We start from the raw sequence: 23,118 nt of genomic DNA on the forward strand, positions 1-23,118 counted from the left end.
CGCGCGAGAATGCGTTCGCATCCCGTCAAGCGCGTGGTGTCAGGTGCCCTCGCCGCGGCCTCGGTGATCACCGTCGTCACCATGGCCCAGCCGGCCACCGCCGCCCCCGTTCCCGTCCTCCAGGCGCCCCCCGCCGGCTCGGACGCCCTCGCCAAGTACCGCGATCTCGCGGCGCAGGCGGAAAAGCTCAACGAGGACCTGCTTCGCGCCCAGGACGACCTGACCGCCAAGCAAGGCCAGCTCGACAAGGCCAACGCCGACGTCGAGGCCGCGAAGAACGCCGGTGCGCAGGCGATCCAGGCGAAGCAGCAGTACCAGTCCCAAGTGGACAAGTTCGCCGGCGCGTCGTTCACCAGCGGCGTCCAGATGAACAAGCTGTCGGCGCTGCTGGCCGGCACGTCCACTCAGGACTTCCTGGACCGCTCGGCGGCGCTCGAGGTCATCGCGACCGACAAGAACGCCGCACTGGACAACCTCAACGGCGCGGCGGCCAAGGCCACGGCCGCCGAGAAGTCGGCCGCCGACGCGGCGAAGCGGGCGCAGGACGCCCGGGACGCGGCGGCGAAGCTGGCTTCGGACATCGAGGCCAAGAAGAAGGACCTGCAGGGCCAGATCGACCAGATCGAGGCCCAGAGCCGCAACCTCAGCAGCGCGGACAAGGCCGCCCAGAAGGACACCGGCGGGGCGGCGCCGAACGTCAAGGCGCCCACCGCGGCGGCCCAGACCGCGGTCAACGCCGCGCTGAGCAAGCTCGGCAGCGCCTACGTCTGGGGCGCGACCGGACCGAGCACGTTCGACTGCTCCGGCCTGATGCAGTGGGCGTACAAGCAGGCCGGGATCACCCTGCCGCGGAACTCCGCGGCACAGGCGACCTTCGGCGCTTCGGTGTCGCGCGACCAGCTGCAGCCCGGCGACCTCGTCGCCTACTACTCCCCCGTGTCCCACATCGGGATGTACATCGGCGACGGCAAGATGGTGCACGCGCCGACGAGCGGCGACGTCGTCAAGATTTCGCCGCTGCTGAGCCAGTACGCGGGGGCCACGCGCCCCACGGCCTGATCCCCCGGGCCACGTGCCCCGTTCCGCGAGGTGTAGAAATCGCGGAACGGGGCACTTTGCGCGCATGGACGAGAACCCTGACGCCGCCACGGTCGAAGCCGTCGGCAAGGTGACCGAGGCGCTCGAGACGATCGAGCGCGCCCGCGGGCACCTCTACTCCTTCCACCAGCTCACCGGGAGCGCGGACCTGGCCCTCGGCGAGGCCGTGGAGCAGCTCGAGAAGGCCGGGCACGGCGACTGGGCGCGGCGGATCTCCGAAGAGCTCATCGGGCTCAACGTATTACCCGATCGGTGGACTTTCCAGGTCGTCGAGGAGTACGACGACGGCTACTACAAGGCGTGCCGCGACCTTGAGCGTGAGCTGCTCACTTCGCTCACCGGAGGGCGCCGCCACCTGCACGAACAGCAGATGAAGGACGATCGCCGCACGCACGGCCGACAGGGCCACGAGGCGGGCGCCCCGAGCACGGCCCCGGCCGGCTCGTGAGCGGCGGTTGTCGGACCCCTGCGCTACAGTCGAGCGCAGACGAACAAACGTTCGATTGGAGCTGACATGACCGACCAGGTGGAGCCGAACCCCGAGAAGGACCCGAGCGACTGGACCACCGGCGACGAGCCGATGACCGGGCCGCAGAAGTCGTACCTGCAGACGTTGGCGCAGGAAGCCGGCGAAGAGGTGCCGGAGGACCTGACGAAGGCGGAGGCGTCGGAGCGGATCGACGCCCTGCAGAAGGCGACCGGCCGCGGCACGTGAGACTGCGCCGGTTCGCGGCGGGGCGTGGCGGGCGCCGGGGGTTCGGGCCGGGGAGGCGAGTGGCATCGTGACCGTGGGCTGGTGAGAGCCGGGTCGCGGCGCGGCGGTGGGCGGTGTGAGCCGGGTTGCGTCGCGGAGTGGGTGGGTGAGAGCCGGGTCGCAGCGCGGCGGTGTGTGCGACGCCACGGCTTGGCGCTCTGCGGTGCGGGTAGTCGTGCGGGAGATGCCCTACTGCCGAAGGAGGACATCCCGTGTACCTGACCGTGCTGCTCGTCGTCCTCGCCGGACTGGTCGTGCTCGGCGGGGTGGCCGTGCGGGAGCTGCCGAAGGCGTATCCCCTCACCGCGAAACGGACCCTCGTCGCCGCCTGGCTGGTGGCCGCCGGTGGGTTCGGGTGGTGGGTCGCCGCTCCGGGGGCCGCCGCGCTCGTCGTTGTCGTCGTCGGGTTCGGTTTTCTCGTCGCCGCCTTGAACCGGGGGCCCGAGCGGCCGTCCTACCCGCGCCCGACGCCGTACCAGCCGCCTCGATGACGGTCGGGCGGCGTCGCAGCCGAGCGCTCAGGCCGCTTCCGGCAGCGCCGCGCCCGTCACGCGGAGCAGGAACTCGGCGTTGGAACCGGTCTTGCGGAGCTGCTCCAGCAGCTGCTCGATCGCGTTCGGCCCCGGCAACGCGCGCCGGACTTCGCGCATCGCCGCGAGTTCGCCGGGGGTGACCAGCAGTTCCTCGCGCCGGGTGCCGGAGGCCGCCACGTCGACGGCCGGGAAGACGCGCCGCTCGGCCGCCTTGCGGTCGAGCTTGAGCTCGGCGTTGCCGGTGCTCTTCAGTTCCTCGAAGAACACCGTGTCGGCCAGCGAACCGGTCTCCACCAGCGCCGAGGCGATGATCGTGAGCGAGCCGCCGCCTTCGATGTTCCGTGCGGCGCCGAGGATCCGCTTCATCGGCTGCAACGCGGCCGCGTCGACGCCGCCGGACAGCGTGCGGCCGGAGGGGCGCGCCGAAAGGTTGTACGCGCGGCCGAGCCGGGTGAGCGAGTCGAGCAGCAGGACGACGTCTTCGCCGTGCTCCACCAAGCGTTTCGCCCGCTCGACGGCGAGTTCGGCCACCGCCACGTGTTCGGCGGGCGGACGGTCGAAAGTGGACGCGATGACCTCGCCGCGCACGGTCCGGCTCAGCTCGGTGACCTCCTCCGGGCGTTCGTCGGCGAGCAGGACCAGCAGCCGGCAGTCGGGGTGGTTGACCGACAGCCCGTGCCCGATCTCTTGCAGCACCGTGGTCTTCCCGGCTTTGGGTGGTGAAACGACGAGCGCGCGCTGCCCCCGGCCGAGCGGGGTGACGAGGTCGATGACGCGCGGCAGCAGCCGCGCCGGCGTGGTTTCGAGCAGCAGCCGCCGATCCGGGTGCACCGGCACGAGGTCGGCGAAGCGGGGGCGCGGCTCGTGCGGGTCGCGGCCGTTGACGCTGGTGATCTGCTCGGTGGTCCCGGTGATTTCGTCGCCGGGCCGCAGGTTGTGCTTGCGGACGAGGGAAAGCGGCAGGGCGACGTCGTCGGGGGCGGGCCGGTAGCCGGGCCGGACGAACGGGGTCTTGCCGGAGGTGTCGAGGATTCCGTGAAAGGACATGGGTGTCTCCTGAGGGGTGGTACTGGGCCTGCGCAAAGACGGCGAGGCCGGGAACAAGGAAGGAGGCCGAGTGGCCTGGATCCGGGGAGCTGCCTCCGGGCGGCCGAGGGGCCGGCATCCGCGAGGAGCACCTTCACTGTAGCGACACATCTCACGAAGCACAACGGGTAAGACCGCGTGGCGGTGGGTAGTCCACCTGAGAAGCCCGCTGAAACGGGGGAATCGCGGCTGAACGATGGGAGCGGATCGTGTATCGACATACCCCGGAAACTGGCGTCGATACGGGCGAAAGCACCGACGCCGACCAAGCCGGGACCACGGCCCCGGAGCGCTTTGCCGCCGGAGCCGTGGTCGTCTCGACCTTCGAAGAGCTGGCGCCTGCCCTGCCGAACGAGATGGCCGGCCTGCGCCGCAAGCTGATCAGCTGGCTGGGCGAGTTCCCGCTCGACTCGGACAGCACGCACGACATCACGTTGGCCACGTACGAAGCCCTGGCCAACGTCGCGGCCCACGCCTACCCGGACGGCCACGGCTGGGCCCGCTTGCAGGCCCGCCGCGAAGGCGACGCGATCACGGTAACGGTAACGGACACGGGCTGCGGCATCCCGGCAACCCGCCCGAAGACGGCGGGCCTGCGCACCTCGGGTGGCCGCGGCCTGCTGCTGATCGACCAGGTGACGGACCAGTCCGACATAGACTCGGGCACCAGGGGAACAACGGTCCGCATGACCTGGCGCCCACCGTCGCTCCGCGACGCAGGCTGAGCACCGGACGAGGCACGGCCAACCCGAGGCCGCGACACGGACCGGCCTGCCCGAGGCCGCAACACGGACCGGCCAACCCGAGGCCGCGACACGGACCGGCCTGCCCGAGGCCGCAACACGGACCGGCCAACCCGAGGCCGCGACACGGACCGGCCTGCTCGAGGCCGCAAAGGGCGGCGCGCCTGCGAGACCGGCTCACCCCGGCACCCGACGGCGAACCACGAATGCAGCAGCTCACCTCAGCCGCCGACTCGCCCACCAGCGAGCCGGCGGCTTCACGCGCGCCAGGCGCACCTGAAGAAATACGATGCGGCACTCGGCCGCGCGGAACACCCGCCGGAGGCGGGGGTTGCCCCGGCTGAACTCAGATCGCGGCCGGCCCCGCCCCCCACCACCCCCTCCAAAACCCTCAAGCCACCTCGGCCAGCCGGACCAACCGGTTCCTCGGGTACGAAACCAGCTCCCGCTCCCCATCCGTCGTGAAGATCTCGACGGAGTCCTCCAGCAACTCCGCCGAATTCACCTGCAGCTGCCACGCGGGCAGCCCCGGCGCCGGCTCGTGCCAGAACCACTGGCCCTTGGTGAGCTGGTGCGCCGGGACTGTCGCGTCGTCCGTTTTCATGTGCTGAGGCTATCCGTCACCACCGACAGTTTCCGCGGCACCTGAAACCTGTGATCACGACCACTACGGACTCGTGCAGGTCACCGTGGGGTCGGTCAGGTTGCCGCCGTGCTGGACCGTGAAGCCGATGACGTTTCCGCTGCCGTTGGGCCTGGCCGTCAGGACGTACCCCGTGCTGTCCCACGTTCCCGTGTAGTTCCAGCTGCCGATCACCTTCTGCGGTGCGTGGAACGTGATCGTCAGCGTCCAGTTGTTCGTTCCCGACACCGTCACCTGCCCGTTGAAGCCCACGTTCCACTCCGCCGTCTTGACGTAGGCCGCCGAGCAGCCGGCAGGCGGCGTGGTGGTGGTCGTGGGGGTCGTCGTCGTGGGTGTCGTCGTGCCGCCGTCCGGCGGGGCGCCGCCGTTCAACGTCTCGAGCACCGCCGTGTAGGCCGCCTTCTTCTGGCCGTTGCCGTCGAACAGCAACGGCGTTCCCGACGCCCGCCACGAGTCCGTGTCGCGGATGCCCCACACCGTGATCCCCGTGCACCGCGCGACCGCCATGCACGCCGAGGTCACCGTGCGGAAGTTGCTCGCCTGCGTGGTCCCCGAGCCCTCGATGTCCAGCTCGGTCAGCTGGACGTCCACGCCGAGGTTCGCGAAGTTCTGCAACGTCGTCTGGTAGTTCGACGGCACCGGGCTGTTGGCGTTGAAGTGCGCCTGGAAGCCGACGCAGTCGATCGGCACGCCGCGGGACTTGAAGTCCTGGACCATGCGGTAGACGCCCTGGGTCTTCGCCTGGCTCCAGTCGTCGGTGTTGTAGTCGTTGTAGCACAGCTTCGCATCCGGGTCGGCCGCCCGCGCCGCGCGGAACGCCGCCTCGATCCAGTCGTCGCCCGTGCGCTGCAGGTTCGAATCGCGCCGGCCGCCGGAACCGCCGTCGGCGAACGCTTCGTTCACCACGTCCCACGCGTAGATCTTGCCGCGGTAGTGGCCGGCGACCTGGGTGATGTGGTTGAGCATCGCCTGCCGCAGCGCCGACCCCTCCATGCCCTGCATCCAGCCCGGCTGCTGCCCGTGCCAGGCCAGCGTGTGCCCGCGCATCCGGGCGCCCTGGCTGCTCGCCTGACTCACGATCCGGTCCGCGCCTGCGTAGGAGAACTGGTTCTGCGACGGCTCGGTCGCGTCGATCTTCATCTCGTTCTCCGGCGTGATCATGGAGAACTCGCGGCTCAGGATGCCGGTGTACACGCTGTCCGACAGCCTGCTCGCCGAGACGGCCGTGCCGAAGTACCGCCCGGTCCGCGCCGCCGCGCCGGCCAGCGTCGTGCCGGCAGGCGGCGTCGAAGACGTCGTCGTGGTCGGAGTGGTGGGCGTCGTGGTGGAGCCACTGCTGTTCAGCCCCAGGAACGCGATCGCGTACTGGACCATCCCGTTCTGCGGCAGCGCGTGCCCGGCGCCCTGGACGCTGATGCCCTCGACCGGCGCCTGCGAGCCGGTGGCGCCGTAGCGGGTGCGTGTCCAGCCGGACTGCGGGGAATCACTCGACGACGGCGTCTGCGAGAGCCCCTGCAGGTTCGTCCACTGCTTGATCTCCTCCCCGAAGTTCGGGTAGCGCAGGGTGTCGTCGGCCGTGCCGTGCCACAGCTGCATCCGCGGGAACGGGCCGGTGCGGCCGCCGCTCATCTGGCGGGCCTGGTCGCCCCACTGCTGCGGGGTCTTGCTGATCTGGCCGTTGGCGCACTGGCTGTTCCAGCTGGACCCGTCGGTGGTGGCGAAGCAGCCGGCGGGCACGCCCATGAACGCCGAGCCGGCGGCGAACACGTCCGGGTACTCCGCCGCGAGCACGTTCGTCATCATCGCGCCCGAGGAGAACCCGGTGACGTACACGCGGGAGGAGTCGACGTTGTAGCGCTGCTTGGCCCAGTTGACCATCGAGAGGATGCCGACGGGGTCGCTGCCGCCGCCGCGGGACAGCGCCTGCGGCGAGGAGACGTCGAAGCACTGCCCGCTGCGGGTGGCTTCCGGGAACACGATGACGTACCCGTACTGGTCGGCCGCGGTGACGTAGTCGTGAGCCGGGCCGTTGAAGACCGCCGACGCCGAGCCGGTGCAGTAGTGGACGGCCACCAGCAGCGCCGGGCGGGCGGCGAGGCGGTCCGGGACGTAGGTGTACATGTTGAGGTTGCTGGGATTGCTGCCGAAGTCGGTGACCCGGGTCAGCGTGGCCGCGGAGGCCGGCTGCGCCGCCACGACCAGCACGACCGCCGCGGCGATCGCCAGCACGGCGGCGGAAAGGGCGGTGAGGAGTCTTCGCACTCGAGGGAATCCTTTCCGGGGACGGGAGCGCAGCTGCGACGATGGTTCGTCGCCGGACCCGGCCGGTCAACGATTATCGAAATGTTTCGGGAACTTTCGAGCCGTTCACCGATCGGCCGCGCCGCCGCGGTTCTGGCAGGATTCCGGGATGACCGAGCTGCTGCTGGGCCCGCTGCTGCGGCACGTCGACGCCACCTCGGCGACGATCTGGGTGGAGACCGGCGGCCCGTGCGAAGTGCGCGTCGGCGACGCGTCCGCCCGGACGTTCGAGGTCGCCGGCCACCACTACGCGCTGGTCGTGCTCACCGGGCTGGCGCCCGGGAGGAGCACGCCCTACGAGGTGCGGCTCGACGGCGACGTCGTCTGGCCCGAGCCGGACAGCGAGCTGCCGCCGAGCCGGATCCGGACGCTGCGGCCCGGCGACCCGCGGTTCCGGCTGGTGTTCGGGTCCTGCCGCAAGCCGCGGGAGCAGGACGCGCTGGGCCCGGACGCGCTCGCCGCCTACGCCCACCGGATCGCCGGCCTCGACGAGGCCGAGTGGCCGGAATCGCTGCTGCTGCTCGGCGACCAGGTCTACGCCGACGAGACCACCGACGCGACGCAGGAGTGGCTCGCCACCCGGCGTGACACGGAGAAGCCGCCCGGCAACGAGGTCGCCGACTTCGAGGAGTACTGCCACCTGTACTTCGAAGCCTGGTGTGACCCGGCGGTCCGCTGGCTGCTCTCGACCGTGCCGACGTCGATGATCTTCGACGACCACGACGTCCGCGACGACTGGAACACCTCGCAGGCCTGGCGGGAGAAGATGGCCCGGACGTCCTGGTGGCGGGAGCGGATCCGCGGCGCGCTGGTCTCGTACTGGGTCTACCAGCACCTCGGCAACCTCGGGCCGCGAGAACTGGCCGAAGACGACCTCTACCAGCGGGTGCGCAAGTCGGGCGAGGACAACGCCGAGCTGCTGCGCGAGTTCGCCGACCGGGCCGACCGCGAGGCCGACGGCGCCAAGGGCACCCGGTGGTCCTACCGGCGGGACTTCGGCCCGGTCCGGCTGCTGGTGATCGACTCGCGGGCCGGGCGGATCCTCGAGGGCGGGCAGCGGTCGATGATCGGCGAGGAGGAGTTCGGCTGGATCGAGGAGCAGGCGTCCGGTGCGTTCGACCACCTGCTGATCGGCACGTCGCTGCCCTGGCTGCTGCCCACCGCGCTGTCGGCCGCGCAGTCGGTCAACGAGCGGCTCTGCGCCCGGCCCGGGCTCGTCGGGCGGGCCAACGAGTGGTTCCGGCAGCTGGTGGACTTGGAGCACTGGCCGGCGTTCCGCGCGTCGTTCGAACGGCTGGCGGAGCTCATCGCCCGCGTCGCGGACGACGGGCCGGCCTCGGTCAACGTGCTGTCCGGCGACGTGCACCACGCCTACGTCGCCCAAGCCGAGTTCCCCGGCGCCACCGCGGCACCGGTCCACCAGCTGACCTGCTCGCCGGTGCACAACACCGTGCCGTGGTACATGAACCGGCTGTTCCGGGCCGGCTGGGCCCGGTCACTCACCCGGGTGAGCGACTGGCTGGCCCGGCGCACCGGCGTCCCGCCCGCGCCGCTGTCGTGGCACTGTGTGTCCGGGCCGCACTTCGGCAACGCCGTGATGACCCTGGACGTCGACGGGCGCACGGCCACGGCCACCCTGCTGCGGGCCGACCCGGCCGACGACGAGCGGCCGATCCGGCTGGTCTGAGGGTGGGTGCGGCGCGGCCACCCTCGTGCGCCGGTTCCGGGTTAGCCTCGAACCATGGTTCAGGAAAACGCCCTCGGGGAGTTCCTCCGGGCCCGCCGTGAACAGGTGGGGCCGGAAGAGCTCGGCCTGCCCGCGGGCGGGTCGCGCCGGGTGGCGGGCCTGCGCCGCGAGGAGGTCGCGGTGCTGGCCGGCGTCAGCACCGACTACTACACCCGGCTCGAGCAGGGCCGGGAGCGCAACCCTTCGGCCCAGGTCGTCGACGCGCTCGCCCGCGGGCTGGCGCTGGACGACGACGCCGTCGCCCACCTGCACCGGCTGGCCCGGCCCGAGCCGGTCCGGCGCCGGCGCGGCCGGCGGCGGGAACAGGTCAGCCCGAACCTGCTGCGCCTGATGGACGGCTGGCCGGACACGCCCGCGCTCGTCCTCGGCCGGTGTCTCGACGTGCTCGCGCACAACGCGCTGGGCCAGGCGCTGTTCGCCGGGCACACCCACAGCGGTGACCTCGTCCGGCTGGTGTTCCTCGACCCGGACGCCCGCGAGTTCTACCCGGACTGGGAGCGCGTGGCCGTGAACACGGTCGGCGGGCTGCGGGCGGCCGCCGGGATCGACCCGGACGACCCGCAGCTCATCGACACCGTCGGCGAGCTGTCGGTCAAGAGCGCGGACTTCCGCCGCCTGTGGGCGCGCCACGACATCCGGCAGAAGACCCACGAAACCAAGCGGTTCCGGCACCGGCTGGTCGGCGAGCTGGAGCTGAGCTACGAGGCGCTGACCGTCAACAGCGCCCCGGGCCAGCAGCTGATCGTCTACCAAGCCGAGCCGGGCAGCCCGTCGGAAGCCGCGCTGGCGCTGCTGGGCAGCCTCGCCGCTTCCTGAACCACCTTTTCCGAATCCATCCACAATGGACGGAGTACTTCGCCGTGCCCGAAAACACCGCTCTTCCCGAGGAGCCGGTCTTCTTCATCACCGGTTGCTCCACCGGCCTCGGCCGCGCACTGGCCGAAGCCGTGCTCAAGAATCCGTCAATGCGCGCGGTCGTCACCGCCCGCGACGCGGCGCGGGTCGCCGACCTCGCCGAAGCGCACGGTGACCGCGCGCTCGCCCTGCCCCTCGACGTCACCGACCACGCCCAGGTCGTCGACGCCGTGAAGCGGGCCGAAACGGCGTTCGGCCGGATCGACGTCCTGGTCGGCAACGCCGGCTACGGCTACCTCGCCGCGGTCGAGGAAGGCGAGGACGAGGAGATCCGGAAGCTGTTCGACACCAACGTCTTCGGCCTCGCCGACGTCACCCGTGCGGTGCTGCCGGGCATGCGGGCGCGCCGGAGCGGCCACATCGTCACCGTGTCGTCCCTCGGCGGCCTCGCGGCGTTCGGGGCCACCGGCTACTACCACGCGACGAAGTTCGCCGTGGAGGGGTTGTCGGAGTCACTGGCCGCGGAGGTGGCGCCGCTGGGCATCAAGGTGACCATCGTGGAGCCCGCTGCGTTCCGCACCAACTGGTCCGGCCCCTCGATGCGGCAGTCGGCGATCCGCATCGACGACTACGCCGAAACCGCGGGCGCCCGCCGGGAAGCGACGCTCGCCACCTACGGCAGGCAGCCAGGCGACCCGGCCCGCGCGGCCGAAGCGATCCTCGCCGCCGTCGCCAGCGGCGAACCGCCGTTGCGCCTGCTCCTCGGCCGGGCCGCCTACGACATCGCCACCGCCCGGCTCGGCACCCTGAAGGCCACCTTCGACACCTGGCGCGAGACCACCCTCGCCGCCGACTTCCCGGAAGGAACCCAGTGAAGACCGTCCTCATCACCGGAGCCAGCAGCGGTATCGGCCGCGCCACCGCGCTGCGCCTGGCCGGCGAAGGCTGCCACGTCGTGCTCGGCGCCCGGCGCGAAGACCGGCTGACCGCGCTGGCCAAGGAGATCCACGACGCGGGCGGCACCGCCGACGTCCACCGCCTCGACGTCACCGACCGCGCGGACGTCGCCGCGTTCGCCGACGCCGCCGCCGAGGCGAACGGGCGGATCGACGCCTTCGTCGCCAACGCGGGCGTGATGCCGTTGTCGCGTTTGGACTCCCTACACGTCGAGGAGTGGGACCGGATGATCGACGTCAACGTCCGCGGCCTGCTGCACGGGATCGCGGCGGTCCTGCCGCACTTCGGCAGGCAGGGCGGCGGGCACTTCGTGACGATCGCCTCCACCGGCGCGCACGAGGTGGTCCCGACGGCCTCGGTCTACTGCGCCACCAAGTACGCGGCCCGGGCCATCACCGAGGGCCTGCGCCTGGAAGCCGGCCCCGGCATCCGCGTGACGACGATCTCCCCCGGCGTCACCGAATCCGAGCTGGCCGACAGCATCACCGAGCCGGGCGCGCGCGAGGCGATGCGCGCCTACCGCGCGGTGACCCTCCCGGCGGACGCCATCGCCGGGGCCGTCTCCTACGCGATCGGGCAGCCGGAGGGGGTCGACGTGAACGAGATCATCGTCCGGCCCACCGCCCAGCGGTGATGCTCAGCGCTCCAGCTCGGCGATGACCCGGGGGATCTCCGCCACCAGTTCCCGGGCCAGCAGGCCGGTGCTGCCGGTGTCCGGGATCAGCCGCTGGCCGGCCACGGCGTGGACGTGGGTGGCCCAGCAGGCCGCCTGGTCGGCCGCCGCGCCGCGGGCGAGGAAGCCGCCGGTCAGGCCGGCCAGGACGTCGCCGCTGCCCGACGTCGCCAGGCCGACGTGGCCGCTGCCGTCGCGCCAGACCCGGCCGTCCGGCGCGGCGACCACGCCCATCAGCAGCACCACGCCGCCGTAGCGGCCGGCGATCCGCACCGCCGTCTCCAGGTCGTCGACGTCTTTTTCCGCGCAGCCGTCGAGGAAGGCGGCTTCGACCCGGTTCGGGGTGAGCAGGAGCCGGCCCGCCAGGGGTTCCGCGAGCGCGGGGTCCCGGCTCAGCGCGCCGAGCGCGAACGCGTCGAGCACCACCCGCGCGTCCGGGGCGATCGCGGGCACCAGCTGCCGCAGCAGCTCTTCGGTCTCCGAGACGCCGGTCAGGCCCGGGCCGACCACGACGGTGCCCGCGCCGGACAGGACTTCGGCGAGCCGGTCGCCGGCGGCGACCGCACCGGACTCGGTTTCCGGGAGCCCGAACACCGACGATTCCGGCACCGAGACGCCGATCGCGCTCGCGTGCCGTTCGGCGACCGCCAGCTGCAGCGTGCCGGCTCCGGCGCGCAGGGCGGCCGTCCCGGACAGCGCCGGTGCGCCCGGCACGGTCCGGGCGCCGCCGACGACGAGCACGGTGCCGCGGTCCTCGGTGCCGATCCGCCAGTCCCGCAGCAGGGCCGGGCTGATCGGCGCCGGGTCAGGAGAGCTGCTGCGCGGCATCGTCGTCCGCCGTCGGCGGGGTGTCGGTGGCGTGCAGGTGGCCGACCTCCTGCGCCAGCACCATCGTGAACCCGCCGTCGGAATCGCGCTCCCAGGCCGTCACCGAGCCGTTCGGGACTTCGGTGGCGTTCGCGGCGCGCAGCAGGTCGGGTTCGGGCAGGCCCTCGAGCAGGTACCGCAGGGCGAAGACGGTCATCTCGTGCGCGGCCAGCAGAACGCGCTTTCCGGCGTGTTCCACGCTCAGCTCGGTGATCAGGGATCGCAGGCGCAGCACGACGTCCGCCCACGACTCCCCGCCCGGCGGCCGGTAGTAGAACTTGCCCAGCCGCCGTTTGCGCCGCAGCTCGTCGGGCCACCGCTCGCGGACGCCGTGCGAAGTCAGCAGGTCCAGCACGCCGAGCTCGCGGTCGCGCAGCCGCTCGTCGGGCAGGATCGGCACGCCGTCGGGCGCGGCCAGCCGCGCGGTGTCCCAGGCACGGCGGTAGGTCGAGGTGATCACGACGTCCGGCGGGTGCCGCGCGAAGAACTCCCCCGCCGCCGAAGCCTGTTCCCGCCCCAGGTCCGTCAGCGGCACGTCGGCGTCGCGTTCGGCGATGTCGATCACATCCGCGCCCGCCGACTCCGCTTCTTCCCTCGCCACGTTCCCGGTGCTCTGGCCGTGCCGCAGCACGCCCACCCAGTCCAAGTCGACCTTCACGACCGTCTGGTTACCCCGGGAGACCCGCCGCCGAAACCCGGGATGGTTAGGCGCGCAAAGGAGTTGAGGCTAGGGTCGTCGCATGTCGCGAAGTCTCGACGCCGAGAACCGGCTGCAGCAGCTGGAGGCGATCATCGGTGCGCCCGCCGCGCACCTCGGGCTGGCCGAGATGCTCGCCGACACGCTCCAGCGCCTGCGCGAGGTCATGGCGGTCGACACCGCGACCGTGCTCCGGTACCAGCCCAGCGGCCGCCAGCTGGTGGCCTTCGCGGCGGCGGGCATCGAGGAAGAGGTCCACCAGGGTGTGCGGGTGCCGGTGGGCAGCGGGTTCGCCGGCCGGGTCGCGCTCGAACGGGCGCCCGTCATCCTCGACCACGTCGACGAAACCACCGTCGTGAACTCCCTGCTGTGGGAACGCGGGCTGCACTCCATGCTCGGCGTGCCGATGCTCGCCGGGAGCGAGCTCGTCGGCGTGCTGCACATCGGTTCCGTGGCCCCCCGGGCGTTCGGCGAGTCCGAAGTGGCCACCATGCAGCTGCTCGCCGACCGCCTCGCGATGGCGGTCCAGGTCGAGGCGCTGGAGGAGAACCGCACCGCCACCATGGCGCTGCAGCGCAGCCTGCTGCCCAACAGCCTGCCCGAGGTGACCGGCCTGGACTTCGGCGCCCGGTACGTGCCCGGCGCGGAAACCGGGCTGGGCGGCGACTGGTACGACCTGTTCACGCTGCCGGGTGACCGGCTCGGCGTCGTGATGGGCGACGTCTCCGGCCACGGCCTCGACGCGGCCGTGATCATGGGGCGGCTCCGCAGCGCCCTGCGCGCCTACGCCCTCGACAGCGAAAGCCCCGCCGAGGTGCTCGCCAAGCTCGACCGCAAGGCCAACCACTTCGAACACGGGGCGATGGCCACGGTGGCCTACGGGATCATCGGCCCGGACCGCGAGACGCTGACGTTGTCCCTCGCCGGCCACCTGCCGCCGGTGTTCGCCGCGCCGGGTGCGCCGGGCCGGCTGGTGGACTTGCCCCCGGATCCCCCGATCGGGCTGACCATCGGCGTGCCGGAACGCCGGACGACAGTGCTCGACCTGCCGGAGGAAGCGGTGCTGGTCTTGTACACCGACGGCCTGGTGGAGCGCCGGGACCGGCCCGTGGACGTCGGGATGGCGCAGCTGGCGGAGGTCGTGCGCGCCGGGGACCCCGAACGGGTCTGCGCGCGGGTGATGGCGGCGATGATCGGCAACCGGGCGGCCCAGGACGACGTCGCCGTGCTGGCCATCCGGCGCCGTGCCGTCCCGGCCGGCTGACGCGGCCGGGACGAACCGGGTCAGGACCCGGCGAGGGCCGCTTCCCGGGTCGGGAAGAGCGAAAGGCTCTCCTCGAGCCCGGTCAGCTGGATCGGGCGCAGGGTCGCCCGGCCGGACGCGACGATCCGGACCGCGGTGCCGGTGCCGGCGTTGCGGTGGATGGTCAGCAACGCGGTCAGGCCCGGCGAGGCGAGGAACTCGACGCGGGTCAGGTCGACCACCAGCACCGGCGGCTGCTCGGCCAGCGCTTCGTCCGCGGCCTGCACGAGCGCCGGTGCGGTGGTCGTGTCCACGTCCCCGGCGACCTCGACGACGACCGCTTCCTGCTGCTCCGTCCGGGCGATCCGGAACTCCCCGAACGGCACAGCGGTGGCCGAGCCGTCAAAGTGGGTGTGCTCGGTCATGTGACTTCTCCTCGCCTTCGGCGGCACCGCCGGGATGCCGGCGGGCGCGCGTGTTCTCGAAGGCTGTCTGCTCAACCGCTGTCAATCATGCCTGCCCGGGGGACACGCCGCCGTGTCAGCGTCCCCTCCGCTTCCGGTCGGGGCTCCGAACAGGCAGGATGTGCGCCATGGGTGAACGGGACGTGACGGGGGACTCACTCGACGACGCCGCCAGTTCCGCGGGATCGATCGCACTGGAAAGCCGCGACGGCGCGGCGGTGCTGCGCGTCGAAGGCGCGCTCGACCTGGCGCTCGCCCCGAAACTGCGCCAATTGGCCGAACGCGCGGCGCGCCTGCGGCCGTCGGTGCTCGTGATCGACCTCACCGGCGTCACGTTCCTGGCTTCGGCGGGCATGGCCGAACTCGTCCGGGCGCACCGGGGCCCCGCCGCGTCGGTGCCGCTGCGGGTGGTGGCCGCCGGCCGGATCACCCTGCGTCCCCTGGAGCTCACCCGGCTGGTCGACGAACTCGCCATCTACCCGTCCCTGTCCGAAGCACTGGCGCCCCGATGACGTCCCCGCCGGAGTTCGACGCGGTCCTCGACGCCGTGCGCGGGGCCTTCGTCGGCCGCGACGGCGCCCCGGCGGCGACCGCGGTCCGCACCCTCGGCCCGGCCGAGGTGCGCGCGGTGCTCGGCGGCCGCGTCGCGCGGGCGGTGACCGACCGCGCCGCCCTCGCGGAGCTGGTGCCGGACGAGGAAGTCACCCACGCGATCGCGCTCGCGGCCGGCGACGGCGAGGGCGGCGCACTGGTCTATACCACTGACGACGTCGGCGGCGGCCTGCCCGCGGTCGCCGCCGCGATCGAGGCCGCCACCGCCGGCCTGGCCGCCACCGTCCGGCAGCTGCGGGGCGAAGCCGCGGTCCTGGACGCGTTGCACACCACCGGCCGCGAGCTCACCGCGCAGCTCGACATCGACCGGATCGTGCAGGCCGCGACCGACGCGGCCACGCAGGCGACCGGAGCCGGCTTCGGGGCGTTCTTCTACAACCTGATCGACGAGTTCGGCGAGTCGTACACGCTGTACACGATCTCCGGCGTCCCCCGGGAGGCGTTCGCCCGCTTTCCCATGCCGCGCAACACCGACGTGTTCGCGCCGACCTTCGACGGCGCCGGCACCGTGCGCAGCGCCGACATCACGCGTGATCCGCGGTTCGGGAAGAACGCGCCCCACCACGGGATGCCGGAGGGGCACCTGCCCGTGTGCAGCTACCTGGCCGTCTCCGTGGTCAGCCCGACCTCCGGGGAGGTGCTGGGCGGGTTCTTCTTCGGCCACCCCGAACCGGACCGCTTCACCGCGCGGCACGAGTACCTGGCCGAGGGCATCGCCGCCTACAGCGCCATCGCGCTCGACAACGCCCGGCTCTACGAACGCGAGCGCACCCTCGCCACGGAGCTGTCCCGCAGCATGCTGCCGGTCGCCCCGCCCACCCCGGGCCTCGACGTGTTCACGCGGTACCTGCCCGCGGCCACCGGCAGCAAGGTCGGCGGCGACTGGTTCGACGTGCTCCGGCTGCCGTCGGGCGCCACCGCGTTCGTGATCGGCGACGTCGTCGGCCACGGCGTCACCGCCGCGACCGTGATGGGCCAGGTCCGGACGGCCATCCGCAGCTACGCCCTGCTGGAGCTGCCGCCGTCGGAGGTCCTGCGCAACGTCTCCGAGCTGATCGTCGGGCTGCTCGGCGAAAGCTTCGTGACCTGCTTCTACGCGGTCCACCGGCCTGCCGACGACACGCTCGCCTACGCGAACGCCGGCCACCTGCCCGCGATCCTGATCCGCCCGGGCGAGCCGCCCGAGCAGATCGGCGAGGCGCTGGCGCAGCCGCTGGGCGTCGGTTCGGTGTTCCCGCAGCGCACCGCGGGTTTCCCGGTCGGCGCGGACCTGGTGCTCTACACCGACGGGCTGGTCGAGAGCCGGACCCGCGACCTCACCCTGGGCGTCGAATGGCTGCTGGCGGGTATTCCGGGGCTGCTGACCGCGGCCGACCTGGAAACGGCGTGGGACAAGCTCGTCGACGAACTGACGCGCGGGCGGCACGACGACGACATCGCCGTGATCCACGTGCGCCACCGCGGAGAGGACACCCCATGACGGACCCCCTCCACCCGGGCGCGTCCGCGCCCCCGTCCTCGTTCCACCGGCGCACCCCCGCGATCGCCGAACGGCTGCCGGAACTGCGCGAGGCACTGGCCCGCTGGCTGGCCGGCCTGCAGCTGAGCCTCGAACGGCGGGAAGACATCGTGCTCGCCGGCTACGAGGCGATGGCCAACTCGGCCGAACACGCCTATCCCACCGGGCAGGCGGGCCCGGTCGACGTCCGGGCCGAAGTCCGGTCCGGGCGGCTCACCGTCACGGTCACCGACTACGGCACCTGGCGGCCGCCGGCCGGCTCCAACGGGCTGCGCGGCCGCGGTCTGCTGCTCATCGGCACCCTCGCCGACCACAGCGCGCAGGTCCACCGCGACGACGGCACCACGGTCACCATGACCTGGCTGACCGCCTGAGCCACCGGGAGCGGCGGCTCGCGCACCCGGCGGGGCGGTGCCCGGTCGAGTAGGCTCGGCCGGGGCCGCGTGAACCTGGAGTGTGATGAGCGTCGGGGAAGAGGCCGGCCACCGTGCCGTGTTTCCCGGGAACAGCCGGATGGCCGCCCGGATGCGGGAGTTCGACTGGACGTCGTCCCCGCTCGGCGAGCCGCGGGACTGGCCGGCCAGCCTGACCACGGCGGTCCGGATCTGCCTCACCTCCCGCTTCCCGATGATCGTCTGGTGGGGACCGGAGCTGCGGTTCCTCTACAACGACGCGTACCTGCCGCTGCTCGGCACCAAGCACCCGGCGCTCGACAAACCGGGCTCGGAGGTCTGGGCCGAGATCTGGCACATCATCGGCCCGATGCTGGACAGCGTGATGACCACCGGCGAGGCGACCTGGTCGGAGGACCTGCTGCTGCCGATGAACCGGCACGGCTACTGGGAAGAGACCTACTGGACGTACTCCTACAGCCCGGTGCACGACGACGAAGGCGCCGTGCGGGCGGTGTTCACCGCGGTCTCGGACACGACCGAGCGGGTGATCGGCGCCCGGCGCCTGGCGACGCTGCGCGAACTGAGCGCCCAGGCCGGCCGCGCCCGCAGCGTCGCCGCGGCCTGCGAGCTGGTCGCGGACGTGCTGGGCCGGGCCGGCGCCGACGTGCCCTACGCCGCGATCCACATCCGGGACGGCGACGGCGCGCTCGCGCTCGCGGCCGTCACCCCGGGCGGGGAAGGCGCGGCCGACGCCACCGCCTGGCCGCTCGAGGACGTCCTCGCCGACGGGGTCCCGCGGACGGTGTCGGGCGGTGAGTTCGGCGAGCTGCCGTCGGGTGGCTGGTCCACCCCGCCCGCCGAGGCGGTGGTGCTGCCGCTGCCCGGCGACGCGGGGGACGCCGCGACCGGCGTGATCGTGCTGGCGGCGAGCGCCGGGCGCGCCCTCGACGAGTCCTACCGGACCTTCCTCGGGCTGGTCGCCCAGCAGACGACGGCGCTGGTCAACGGCGCGATCGCCTACCAGGCCCAGCAGCAGCGCGCCGAAGAGCTGACCGCGCTGGACGCGGCGAAGACCACGTTCTTCGCCAACGTCAGCCACGAGTTCCGGACCCCGCTCACCCTGATCCTCGGCCCCGCCGCCGAACTGCGGGAAGCGCTCGACGGCGCCGGCGAGCGGGTGCGGGAAGAGGTCGACGTCATCCAGCGCAACGCGCTGCGGCTGGGCCGGCTGGTGAACAACCTGCTCGACTTCTCGCGGATCGAAGCCGGCCGGATGCAGGCCCGCTTCGAACCGGTGGACCTCGGGACGTTCACCGCCGAGCTGGCGAGCGTCTTCCGCGCCGCCGTCGAGCGGGCCGGGCTGGCCTTCGAGGTCGACTGTCCCCCGTCGGCCGAGCCGGTGCACGTCGACCGCGGGATGTGGGAGAAGGTCGTCTTCAACCTGCTGTCCAACGCGGTCAAGTTCACTTTCGCCGGCGCGATCCGGGTGACCAGCGCGGTCGAGGCCGGGCACGCCGTGGTCGCGGTGTCCGACACCGGGATCGGGATCGACGCCGCCGAGCTGCCGCGCCTGTTCGAGCGGTTCCACCGGATCCCGTCGGCCCGGGCGCGGTCCAACGAAGGCAGCGGGATCGGCTTGGCGCTGGTGCGCGAGCTGGTGGGCATGCACGGGGGCAGCATCGCCGTGGAGAGCACGCCGGGTGCCGGGACGACGTTCCGGGTCCGGGTGCCGCTGGGGACCCGGCACCTGCCCGCCGAGCAGGTCGCCGAGCCCACGGCGGGCGGGCTCGCGGTGGAGCCTGCGGAGTTTTCGGAGTCCGCGGAACCGTACGTGCAGGAGGCGCTGCGCTGGCTGCCCGACGGCGACGAGGGCACCCGGCCCGCCCGTGCCGTGGCCGCGGGCGCCCGCGTGCTGGTCGCCGACGACAACGCCGACATGCGCGACTACCTCGTCCGGCTGCTGCGCGACGACTACGCGGTGACCGCGGTGCGCGACGGCGTGGAGGCGTTCGCCGCCGCCTGCGCCGAGCCGCCCGAGCTGATCATCAGCGACGTCATGATGCCGCGGCTGGACGGCCTCGGCCTGCTCGCCGAGCTGCGCGACGACCCGCGCACCGCCGCCGTGCCGGTGTTGCTGCTGTCGGCGCGGGCCGGGCAGGAAGCCGCCGTCGACGGGCTGGCCGCCGGGGCCGACGACTACCTCGTGAAGCCGTTCTCGGCGCGGGAACTGCTCGCCCGGGTCCGCACGACGGTCCAGCTGGCGAGGCTGCGCACGCAGCACGCCCGGTGGCGCGCGGCGATGCTCGAGTCGCTGCAGGAAGGCTTCTTCGTCTGCGACGCCCAGGGCCGGGTCGTGGAGATCAACGCGGCGTTCACCGAGCTGCTGGGCTTCGGCACCGACGGGCTGCCCTACGACCCGCCGTTCCCGTGGTGGCCGGACGCCGGCACCGACTCCGCCGCCCACCGCCAGGTCACCGAGGCGTCGGACCACGCGTGGGGCGAGCCGGCCGGCAGCCTGGTCCTGCCGATGCGGCACCGGGACGGGCACCGGGTGTGGACCGCGATCGCCTACAACCAGCTGCGCGACGACGAGGGCCGCCGCCGGGTGGTCGGCACGGTCCGCGACGTCACGGCCGAGCGCTACGCCGTGCAGCGCGAAAGCGCGCTCGCCGCGATGAACCAGCGCCTGGCCGGGATCAGCGGGGTCCCGGCGGTGCTGAGCGCCGGGCTGGAGCTGCTGCGCGAGCTGTGGGACGGCCGGCGCGCGCTCGCGGTGACCTGGCCGCGGGACGGCGAACCGGAGCTCGCGTCCACCGATCCCGCCGACCGGGACTGGGCCGGCCTCGCCGCGCCGCTGCGCGCGACCCTCGACCACCTCCGCTCGCTCCCGGCGCTGCACGCGGCCCCGGCCGACAGCGGCGCGGGCGCCACCGTCGACCACCCCGGCGGCCGGCTGACGCTCTGGGTCGACCCCGCGCCCGGCCGCCCGCTCGGCACCGAGGACCGCACGCTGCTGGCGCTGCTGGCCGGGACGCTCGCGCACGCCCTGCGCCGCGCCCACCGCGACGACCGCCAGCGGGAGGTCGCCCTCGCGCTGCAGCGCTCCATCCTCGGCCCGGCCGAGCTCCCCGGCGGCTTCGCCGTGCGCTACGAGCCGGCGAACCCGCCCCTGGAGGTCGGCGGCGACTGGTACGACGTCGTCCCGCTGGCGGGTGACCGGATCGGCATCGTCGTCGGCGACTGCGTCGGCCGCGGGCTCGCCGCGGCCGCGGTGATGGGCCAGCTGCGCAGCGCCTGCCGCGCGCTGCTGCTGGAGGCCAGCAGCCCGGCGCACACCCTCACCGCCCTCGACCGCTTCGCCGGGCGGTTGCCCGGTGCGCTGTGCACCACGGTCTTCTGCGGGATCCTCGACCCCGCCACCGGCACGCTCACCTACAGCAGCGCCGGGCACCTGCCGGCCACCCTGGTGCACCGCGACGGCACGGCGGAGCTGCTCGACGAGGGCGGCAGCGTCCCGCTGGCCGTGCAGATCGCGGCGCCGCGCCCGGAGTCGACGGCGGTCGTGCCGATCGGTTCGCTGCTGATGCTCTACACCGACGGGCTGGTGGAGCGCCGCCGCGAGTCGCTCGACGACGGCATCGACCGCGCCACCGCGGTCGCCCACGACACGCGGGACACCGAACTCGGGGACGTGGCCACCGCCCTGATGGAGCGGCTCCGCCCCGGCGACGGCTACGAGGACGACGTCGCGCTGCTGCTCTACCGCCGGTCGGTCCCCGCACTGGACTTCGCGTTCGAGGCGCACCCGGACCACCTCGCCTCGACCCGGCACTGGCTGCGCGCCTGGCTGGAGAACGCGGCCCTCGATCCGGATCTCGCCCAGGACGTGCTCGTCGCGGCGGGCGAGGCCTGCGCCAACGCCGTCGAGCACGCCTACGGCGACGGCTCCGGGGCCACCGCCCACCTGTCGGCCCGGCTCACCGGCGCGCACCTGGTCGTCACGGTGACCGACCAGGGCCGCTGGAAGCAGCCGCCGCCGGACAACCACGTGCTGCGCGGGCGCGGCGTGCCGATGATGGAGGCGCTGGCCGACGCGGTCGCCTTCCGGCGTGACGCGGCCGGGACCACCGTCACGCTGGAATGGAGGATCGGTTCGTGACGACGGCACTCACTCTCGTCAGCGGCCCGGGCGACGACGGGGACCGGGTCCTGTCCGTGACCGGTGAGATCGACATGAGCAACGCCGCGAAGTTCGGCGCGGCACTGGATCGCGAGCTGCTGGCGGGCACGGGCGTCACCGTGGACCTCACCGGGGTGACCTACCTCGACAGCGCCGGCGTCGCCGTGCTGTTCGACCGGGCCGGCGGGCACGACCTGCGGCTGGTCGCGCCGCGGCTGCTCGACCGGGTACTGCGCGTGTCCGGGCTCACCCAGGTAGCGAAGGTCATGATCCGCTGAACGGTTGACGGCCGGTTCACGGGGTAAGCAGGCGGCAGCGACGGTGCGTCGGGTGGGTTGTGCTGCCGTCCGTCGCGAGGTGACTCCGGCGCCCAACCCCCGACGTTCAGCAGTGAGCGCCGGGCCGGTGTCACCGCCCTCCCCGGCATCCCGGTGTTGCGGAACGAGCGTCGAACGCGAGTAAGGTTCTGCCGTTCCGTTGAAGCAGCAGCGGTTCGGCGCGAACCGCAGCCGTCCGGGACGGAGATGACGCCAGTGACAGGTGAGCCGATCTTGCCCGAGCACTTCGATGAACTGACCGCCGCGATGGCGGACCTCACGGGCGCTCTGGAAACCGAACCAGCCGAAGCGGAGATCCTCGACGCCGTCTGCGCCGAAGCCGTCCGGGCCATCCCCGGCGCCGACATGGCGAGCATCACGGCGATCCGCGACGGCGAGCCGACGACCGCGGCCGCCACGGACGAGCGCGCGATCGAGATCGACCGAGCGCAGTACGCGGCCGGCGCCGGCCCCTGCCTGGAGGCCGCGGAGACCGGCGAAATCGTCCGGGTGCCGCTGGCCACGGCGGGAGCGGCGTGGCCCGAGTTCACCGCGCGGGCCGTGGACCTCGGCGTCGGCAGCTACCTGGCCGCCCCGCTGCGCGTCGACGAGCACCTGTCCGGGGCGCTCAACCTCTTCGGCTACGGCGACCACGGTTTCGCGGAAACCGACTCGCGGCTGCTGCAGCTGTACACCACGGTCGTCTCGTTCGGGCTCCGCACGACGCGGCGCTACCACCGGGCCCGGCAGCGAGCCGTCGAACTCGAGGCGGCGATGCGCTCGCGGGCGGTGATCGAACAGGCCAAGGGCATCCTGATGGCGGTGCACCGGATCAGCGCGGACGACGCCATGAAGCGGCTGGTCACGGAGTCGCAGCGGACCAACGTGAAGCTGCGGGACATCGCGACCCGGTTCGTCGAAGAGCTGTCCTCGGCCGAGCCGCGCTGAAGCTCAGGCGGTGTGCCGGGCCGGGAACGGCCAGGTCAGCGTGATCACCGTGCCGCGGTCGGTCGAGCGGAGGTCCAGCCCGTCCACCAAGGCCTGGATCAGGCGCAGCCCGCGGCCGCCGTCGGCGCGCTCGGCCAGCGTCGCCCAGCGGCCCTGGTCGGCGACCGTGACGATCAGCACGTCCTGGTCGATTCTCGCGCGGACGTCGATCAGGCCGGGGCGCCCGTGGTAGGCGTGGTCGAGCACGTTGGCCATCGCTTCCCAGCAGGCCAGCACGACGTCGTCGGCCTGCCGCCCGACCTCGTCGCCGGCGCGCCGCCGCAGCCACGACACCAGGTGCCGGCGCAGGCTCGGCAGCGTCCGTGGCGAAATCGTGCCGCGGTACCGCCATCCGTCCGATCCCAGCTCTTCCACGTTCACCTCCTCGGGGGACATCTGGTTTGCTACCCACGGGTTCGGATTCTCAATCACCGGTAAAGCCCTCCA

At 72.8% G+C, this 23,118-nt stretch carries 23 protein-coding genes; 16 read left to right on the forward strand and 7 right to left on the reverse strand.

Annotated features, from left to right (window positions below; genetic code table 11):
• Positions 1-9 precede the first annotated feature (9 nt).
• From ACWEGE_RS06275 to ACWEGE_RS06290, 4 genes are all read left to right on the forward strand, one after another.
• On the forward strand, positions 10-1,059 hold the full coding sequence (locus ACWEGE_RS06275) for an NlpC/P60 family protein (RefSeq protein WP_449659362.1): 1,050 nt from the start codon (positions 10-12) through the stop codon (positions 1,057-1,059).
• A 64-nt stretch (positions 1,060-1,123) separates the two neighbouring features.
• Positions 1,124-1,546: a hypothetical protein gene (locus ACWEGE_RS06280; protein ID WP_449659363.1), complete on the forward strand. Its 423-nt coding sequence runs from the start codon at positions 1,124-1,126 to the stop codon at positions 1,544-1,546.
• Positions 1,547-1,612: 66 nt separating this feature from the next.
• Positions 1,613-1,813 (forward strand): DUF3072 domain-containing protein, encoded by a 201-nt coding sequence (locus ACWEGE_RS06285; protein ID WP_449659364.1) that lies wholly within the window; start codon positions 1,613-1,615, stop codon positions 1,811-1,813.
• A gap of 251 nt (positions 1,814-2,064) precedes the next feature.
• Positions 2,065-2,343: a hypothetical protein gene (locus tag ACWEGE_RS06290; protein ID WP_449659365.1), complete on the forward strand. Its 279-nt coding sequence runs from the start codon at positions 2,065-2,067 to the stop codon at positions 2,341-2,343.
• Positions 2,344-2,370: 27 nt separating this feature from the next.
• On the opposite strand, the gene rho is transcribed toward ACWEGE_RS06290, so the two are convergent.
• Positions 2,371-3,432 carry a transcription termination factor Rho gene (gene rho / locus ACWEGE_RS06295; RefSeq protein ID WP_449659366.1) on the reverse strand — a complete coding sequence of 354 codons (1,062 nt, stop codon included), beginning with the start codon at positions 3,430-3,432 and terminating at the stop codon, positions 2,371-2,373.
• Between the two features lie 347 nt (positions 3,433-3,779).
• Here rho and ACWEGE_RS06300 point away from each other — a divergent pair, with 347 nt between their 5' ends.
• On the forward strand, positions 3,780-4,196 hold the full coding sequence (locus ACWEGE_RS06300) for an ATP-binding protein (RefSeq protein WP_449659367.1): 417 nt from the start codon (positions 3,780-3,782) through the stop codon (positions 4,194-4,196).
• A gap of 409 nt (positions 4,197-4,605) precedes the next feature.
• Here ACWEGE_RS06300 and ACWEGE_RS06305 read toward each other — a convergent pair whose 3' ends face one another.
• Both ACWEGE_RS06305 and ACWEGE_RS06310 read right to left on the reverse strand, forming a co-directional pair.
• The gene (locus ACWEGE_RS06305) at positions 4,606-4,818 is read right to left on the reverse strand and encodes a hypothetical protein (RefSeq protein WP_086838852.1); all 213 of its coding nucleotides are present in this window, start codon (positions 4,816-4,818) and stop codon (positions 4,606-4,608) included.
• Between the two features lie 63 nt (positions 4,819-4,881).
• Complete coding sequence (locus tag ACWEGE_RS06310) at positions 4,882-7,119, reverse strand: extracellular catalytic domain type 1 short-chain-length polyhydroxyalkanoate depolymerase (protein ID WP_449659368.1); 2,238 nt, start codon at positions 7,117-7,119, stop codon at positions 4,882-4,884.
• A gap of 148 nt (positions 7,120-7,267) precedes the next feature.
• On the opposite strand from ACWEGE_RS06310, the gene ACWEGE_RS06315 reads away from it, so the two are divergent.
• Genes ACWEGE_RS06315 through ACWEGE_RS06330 form a run of 4 tightly spaced genes read left to right on the forward strand, consistent with a single transcriptional unit; the run spans position 7,268 to position 11,351 of the window.
• On the forward strand, positions 7,268-8,845 hold the full coding sequence (locus ACWEGE_RS06315) for an alkaline phosphatase D family protein (protein ID WP_449659369.1): 1,578 nt from the start codon (positions 7,268-7,270) through the stop codon (positions 8,843-8,845).
• Between the two features lie 54 nt (positions 8,846-8,899).
• Positions 8,900-9,721, forward strand: a complete 822-nt coding sequence (locus tag ACWEGE_RS06320; RefSeq protein WP_449659370.1) for a helix-turn-helix transcriptional regulator — start codon at positions 8,900-8,902, stop codon at positions 9,719-9,721.
• A 44-nt stretch (positions 9,722-9,765) separates the two neighbouring features.
• Positions 9,766-10,635 carry an oxidoreductase gene (locus tag ACWEGE_RS06325; protein ID WP_449659371.1) on the forward strand — a complete coding sequence of 290 codons (870 nt, stop codon included), beginning with the start codon at positions 9,766-9,768 and terminating at the stop codon, positions 10,633-10,635.
• Positions 10,632-11,351 carry an SDR family oxidoreductase gene (locus ACWEGE_RS06330; RefSeq protein ID WP_449659372.1) on the forward strand — a complete coding sequence of 240 codons (720 nt, stop codon included), beginning with the start codon at positions 10,632-10,634 and terminating at the stop codon, positions 11,349-11,351. Before ACWEGE_RS06325 ends, ACWEGE_RS06330 begins: the two co-directional genes overlap by 4 nt.
• A 3-nt stretch (positions 11,352-11,354) precedes the next feature.
• Here ACWEGE_RS06330 and ACWEGE_RS06335 read toward each other — a convergent pair whose 3' ends face one another.
• Together ACWEGE_RS06335 and ACWEGE_RS06340 are read right to left on the reverse strand one after the other, a co-directional pair.
• Entirely contained in the window at positions 11,355-12,218 is an 864-nt protein-coding gene (locus ACWEGE_RS06335) for an NAD(P)H-hydrate dehydratase (RefSeq protein WP_449659373.1), read from the reverse strand.
• Positions 12,196-12,915, reverse strand: coding sequence for a histidine phosphatase family protein (locus ACWEGE_RS06340; protein WP_449659374.1), 720 nt, complete (start codon positions 12,913-12,915; stop codon positions 12,196-12,198). The genes ACWEGE_RS06335 and ACWEGE_RS06340 overlap by 23 nt, the downstream gene beginning before the upstream one ends.
• Positions 12,916-12,997: 82 nt before the next feature.
• On the opposite strand from ACWEGE_RS06340, the gene ACWEGE_RS06345 reads away from it, so the two are divergent.
• On the forward strand, positions 12,998-14,218 hold the full coding sequence (locus ACWEGE_RS06345; RefSeq protein WP_449659375.1) for a PP2C family protein-serine/threonine phosphatase: 1,221 nt from the start codon (positions 12,998-13,000) through the stop codon (positions 14,216-14,218).
• Positions 14,219-14,238: 20 nt separating this feature from the next.
• Here the strand turns inward: ACWEGE_RS06345 and ACWEGE_RS06350 are convergent, their stop codons facing one another.
• Complete coding sequence (locus ACWEGE_RS06350) at positions 14,239-14,622, reverse strand: STAS domain-containing protein (RefSeq protein WP_449659376.1); 384 nt, start codon at positions 14,620-14,622, stop codon at positions 14,239-14,241.
• 167 nt (positions 14,623-14,789) lie between these two features.
• Here ACWEGE_RS06350 and ACWEGE_RS06355 point away from each other — a divergent pair, with 167 nt between their 5' ends.
• The 6 genes from ACWEGE_RS06355 (at position 14,790) to ACWEGE_RS06380 (ending at position 22,632) form a co-directional block, all read left to right on the forward strand.
• Entirely contained in the window at positions 14,790-15,173 is a 384-nt protein-coding gene (locus tag ACWEGE_RS06355) for an STAS domain-containing protein (RefSeq protein ID WP_449659377.1), read from the forward strand.
• Positions 15,170-16,753: a PP2C family protein-serine/threonine phosphatase gene (locus ACWEGE_RS06360; RefSeq protein WP_449659378.1), complete on the forward strand. Its 1,584-nt coding sequence runs from the start codon at positions 15,170-15,172 to the stop codon at positions 16,751-16,753. Before ACWEGE_RS06355 ends, ACWEGE_RS06360 begins: the two co-directional genes overlap by 4 nt.
• The gene (locus tag ACWEGE_RS06365; protein ID WP_449659379.1) at positions 16,750-17,166 is read left to right on the forward strand and encodes an ATP-binding protein; all 417 of its coding nucleotides are present in this window, start codon (positions 16,750-16,752) and stop codon (positions 17,164-17,166) included. The genes ACWEGE_RS06360 and ACWEGE_RS06365 overlap by 4 nt, the downstream gene beginning before the upstream one ends.
• Before the next feature lie 85 nt (positions 17,167-17,251).
• On the forward strand, positions 17,252-21,346 hold the full coding sequence (locus ACWEGE_RS06370; protein WP_449659380.1) for a SpoIIE family protein phosphatase: 4,095 nt from the start codon (positions 17,252-17,254) through the stop codon (positions 21,344-21,346).
• Positions 21,343-21,645, forward strand: coding sequence for an STAS domain-containing protein (locus ACWEGE_RS06375; protein WP_449659381.1), 303 nt, complete (start codon positions 21,343-21,345; stop codon positions 21,643-21,645). Before ACWEGE_RS06370 ends, ACWEGE_RS06375 begins: the two co-directional genes overlap by 4 nt.
• A 255-nt stretch (positions 21,646-21,900) precedes the next feature.
• Complete coding sequence (locus tag ACWEGE_RS06380; RefSeq protein ID WP_449659506.1) at positions 21,901-22,632, forward strand: ANTAR domain-containing protein; 732 nt, start codon at positions 21,901-21,903, stop codon at positions 22,630-22,632.
• Positions 22,633-22,635: 3 nt separating this feature from the next.
• Here the strand turns inward: ACWEGE_RS06380 and ACWEGE_RS06385 are convergent, their stop codons facing one another.
• On the reverse strand, positions 22,636-23,046 hold the full coding sequence (locus tag ACWEGE_RS06385; protein ID WP_449659382.1) for an ATP-binding protein: 411 nt from the start codon (positions 23,044-23,046) through the stop codon (positions 22,636-22,638).
• Positions 23,047-23,118 lie beyond the last annotated feature (72 nt).

Source organism: Amycolatopsis sp. NPDC004747 (assembly GCF_053601335.1).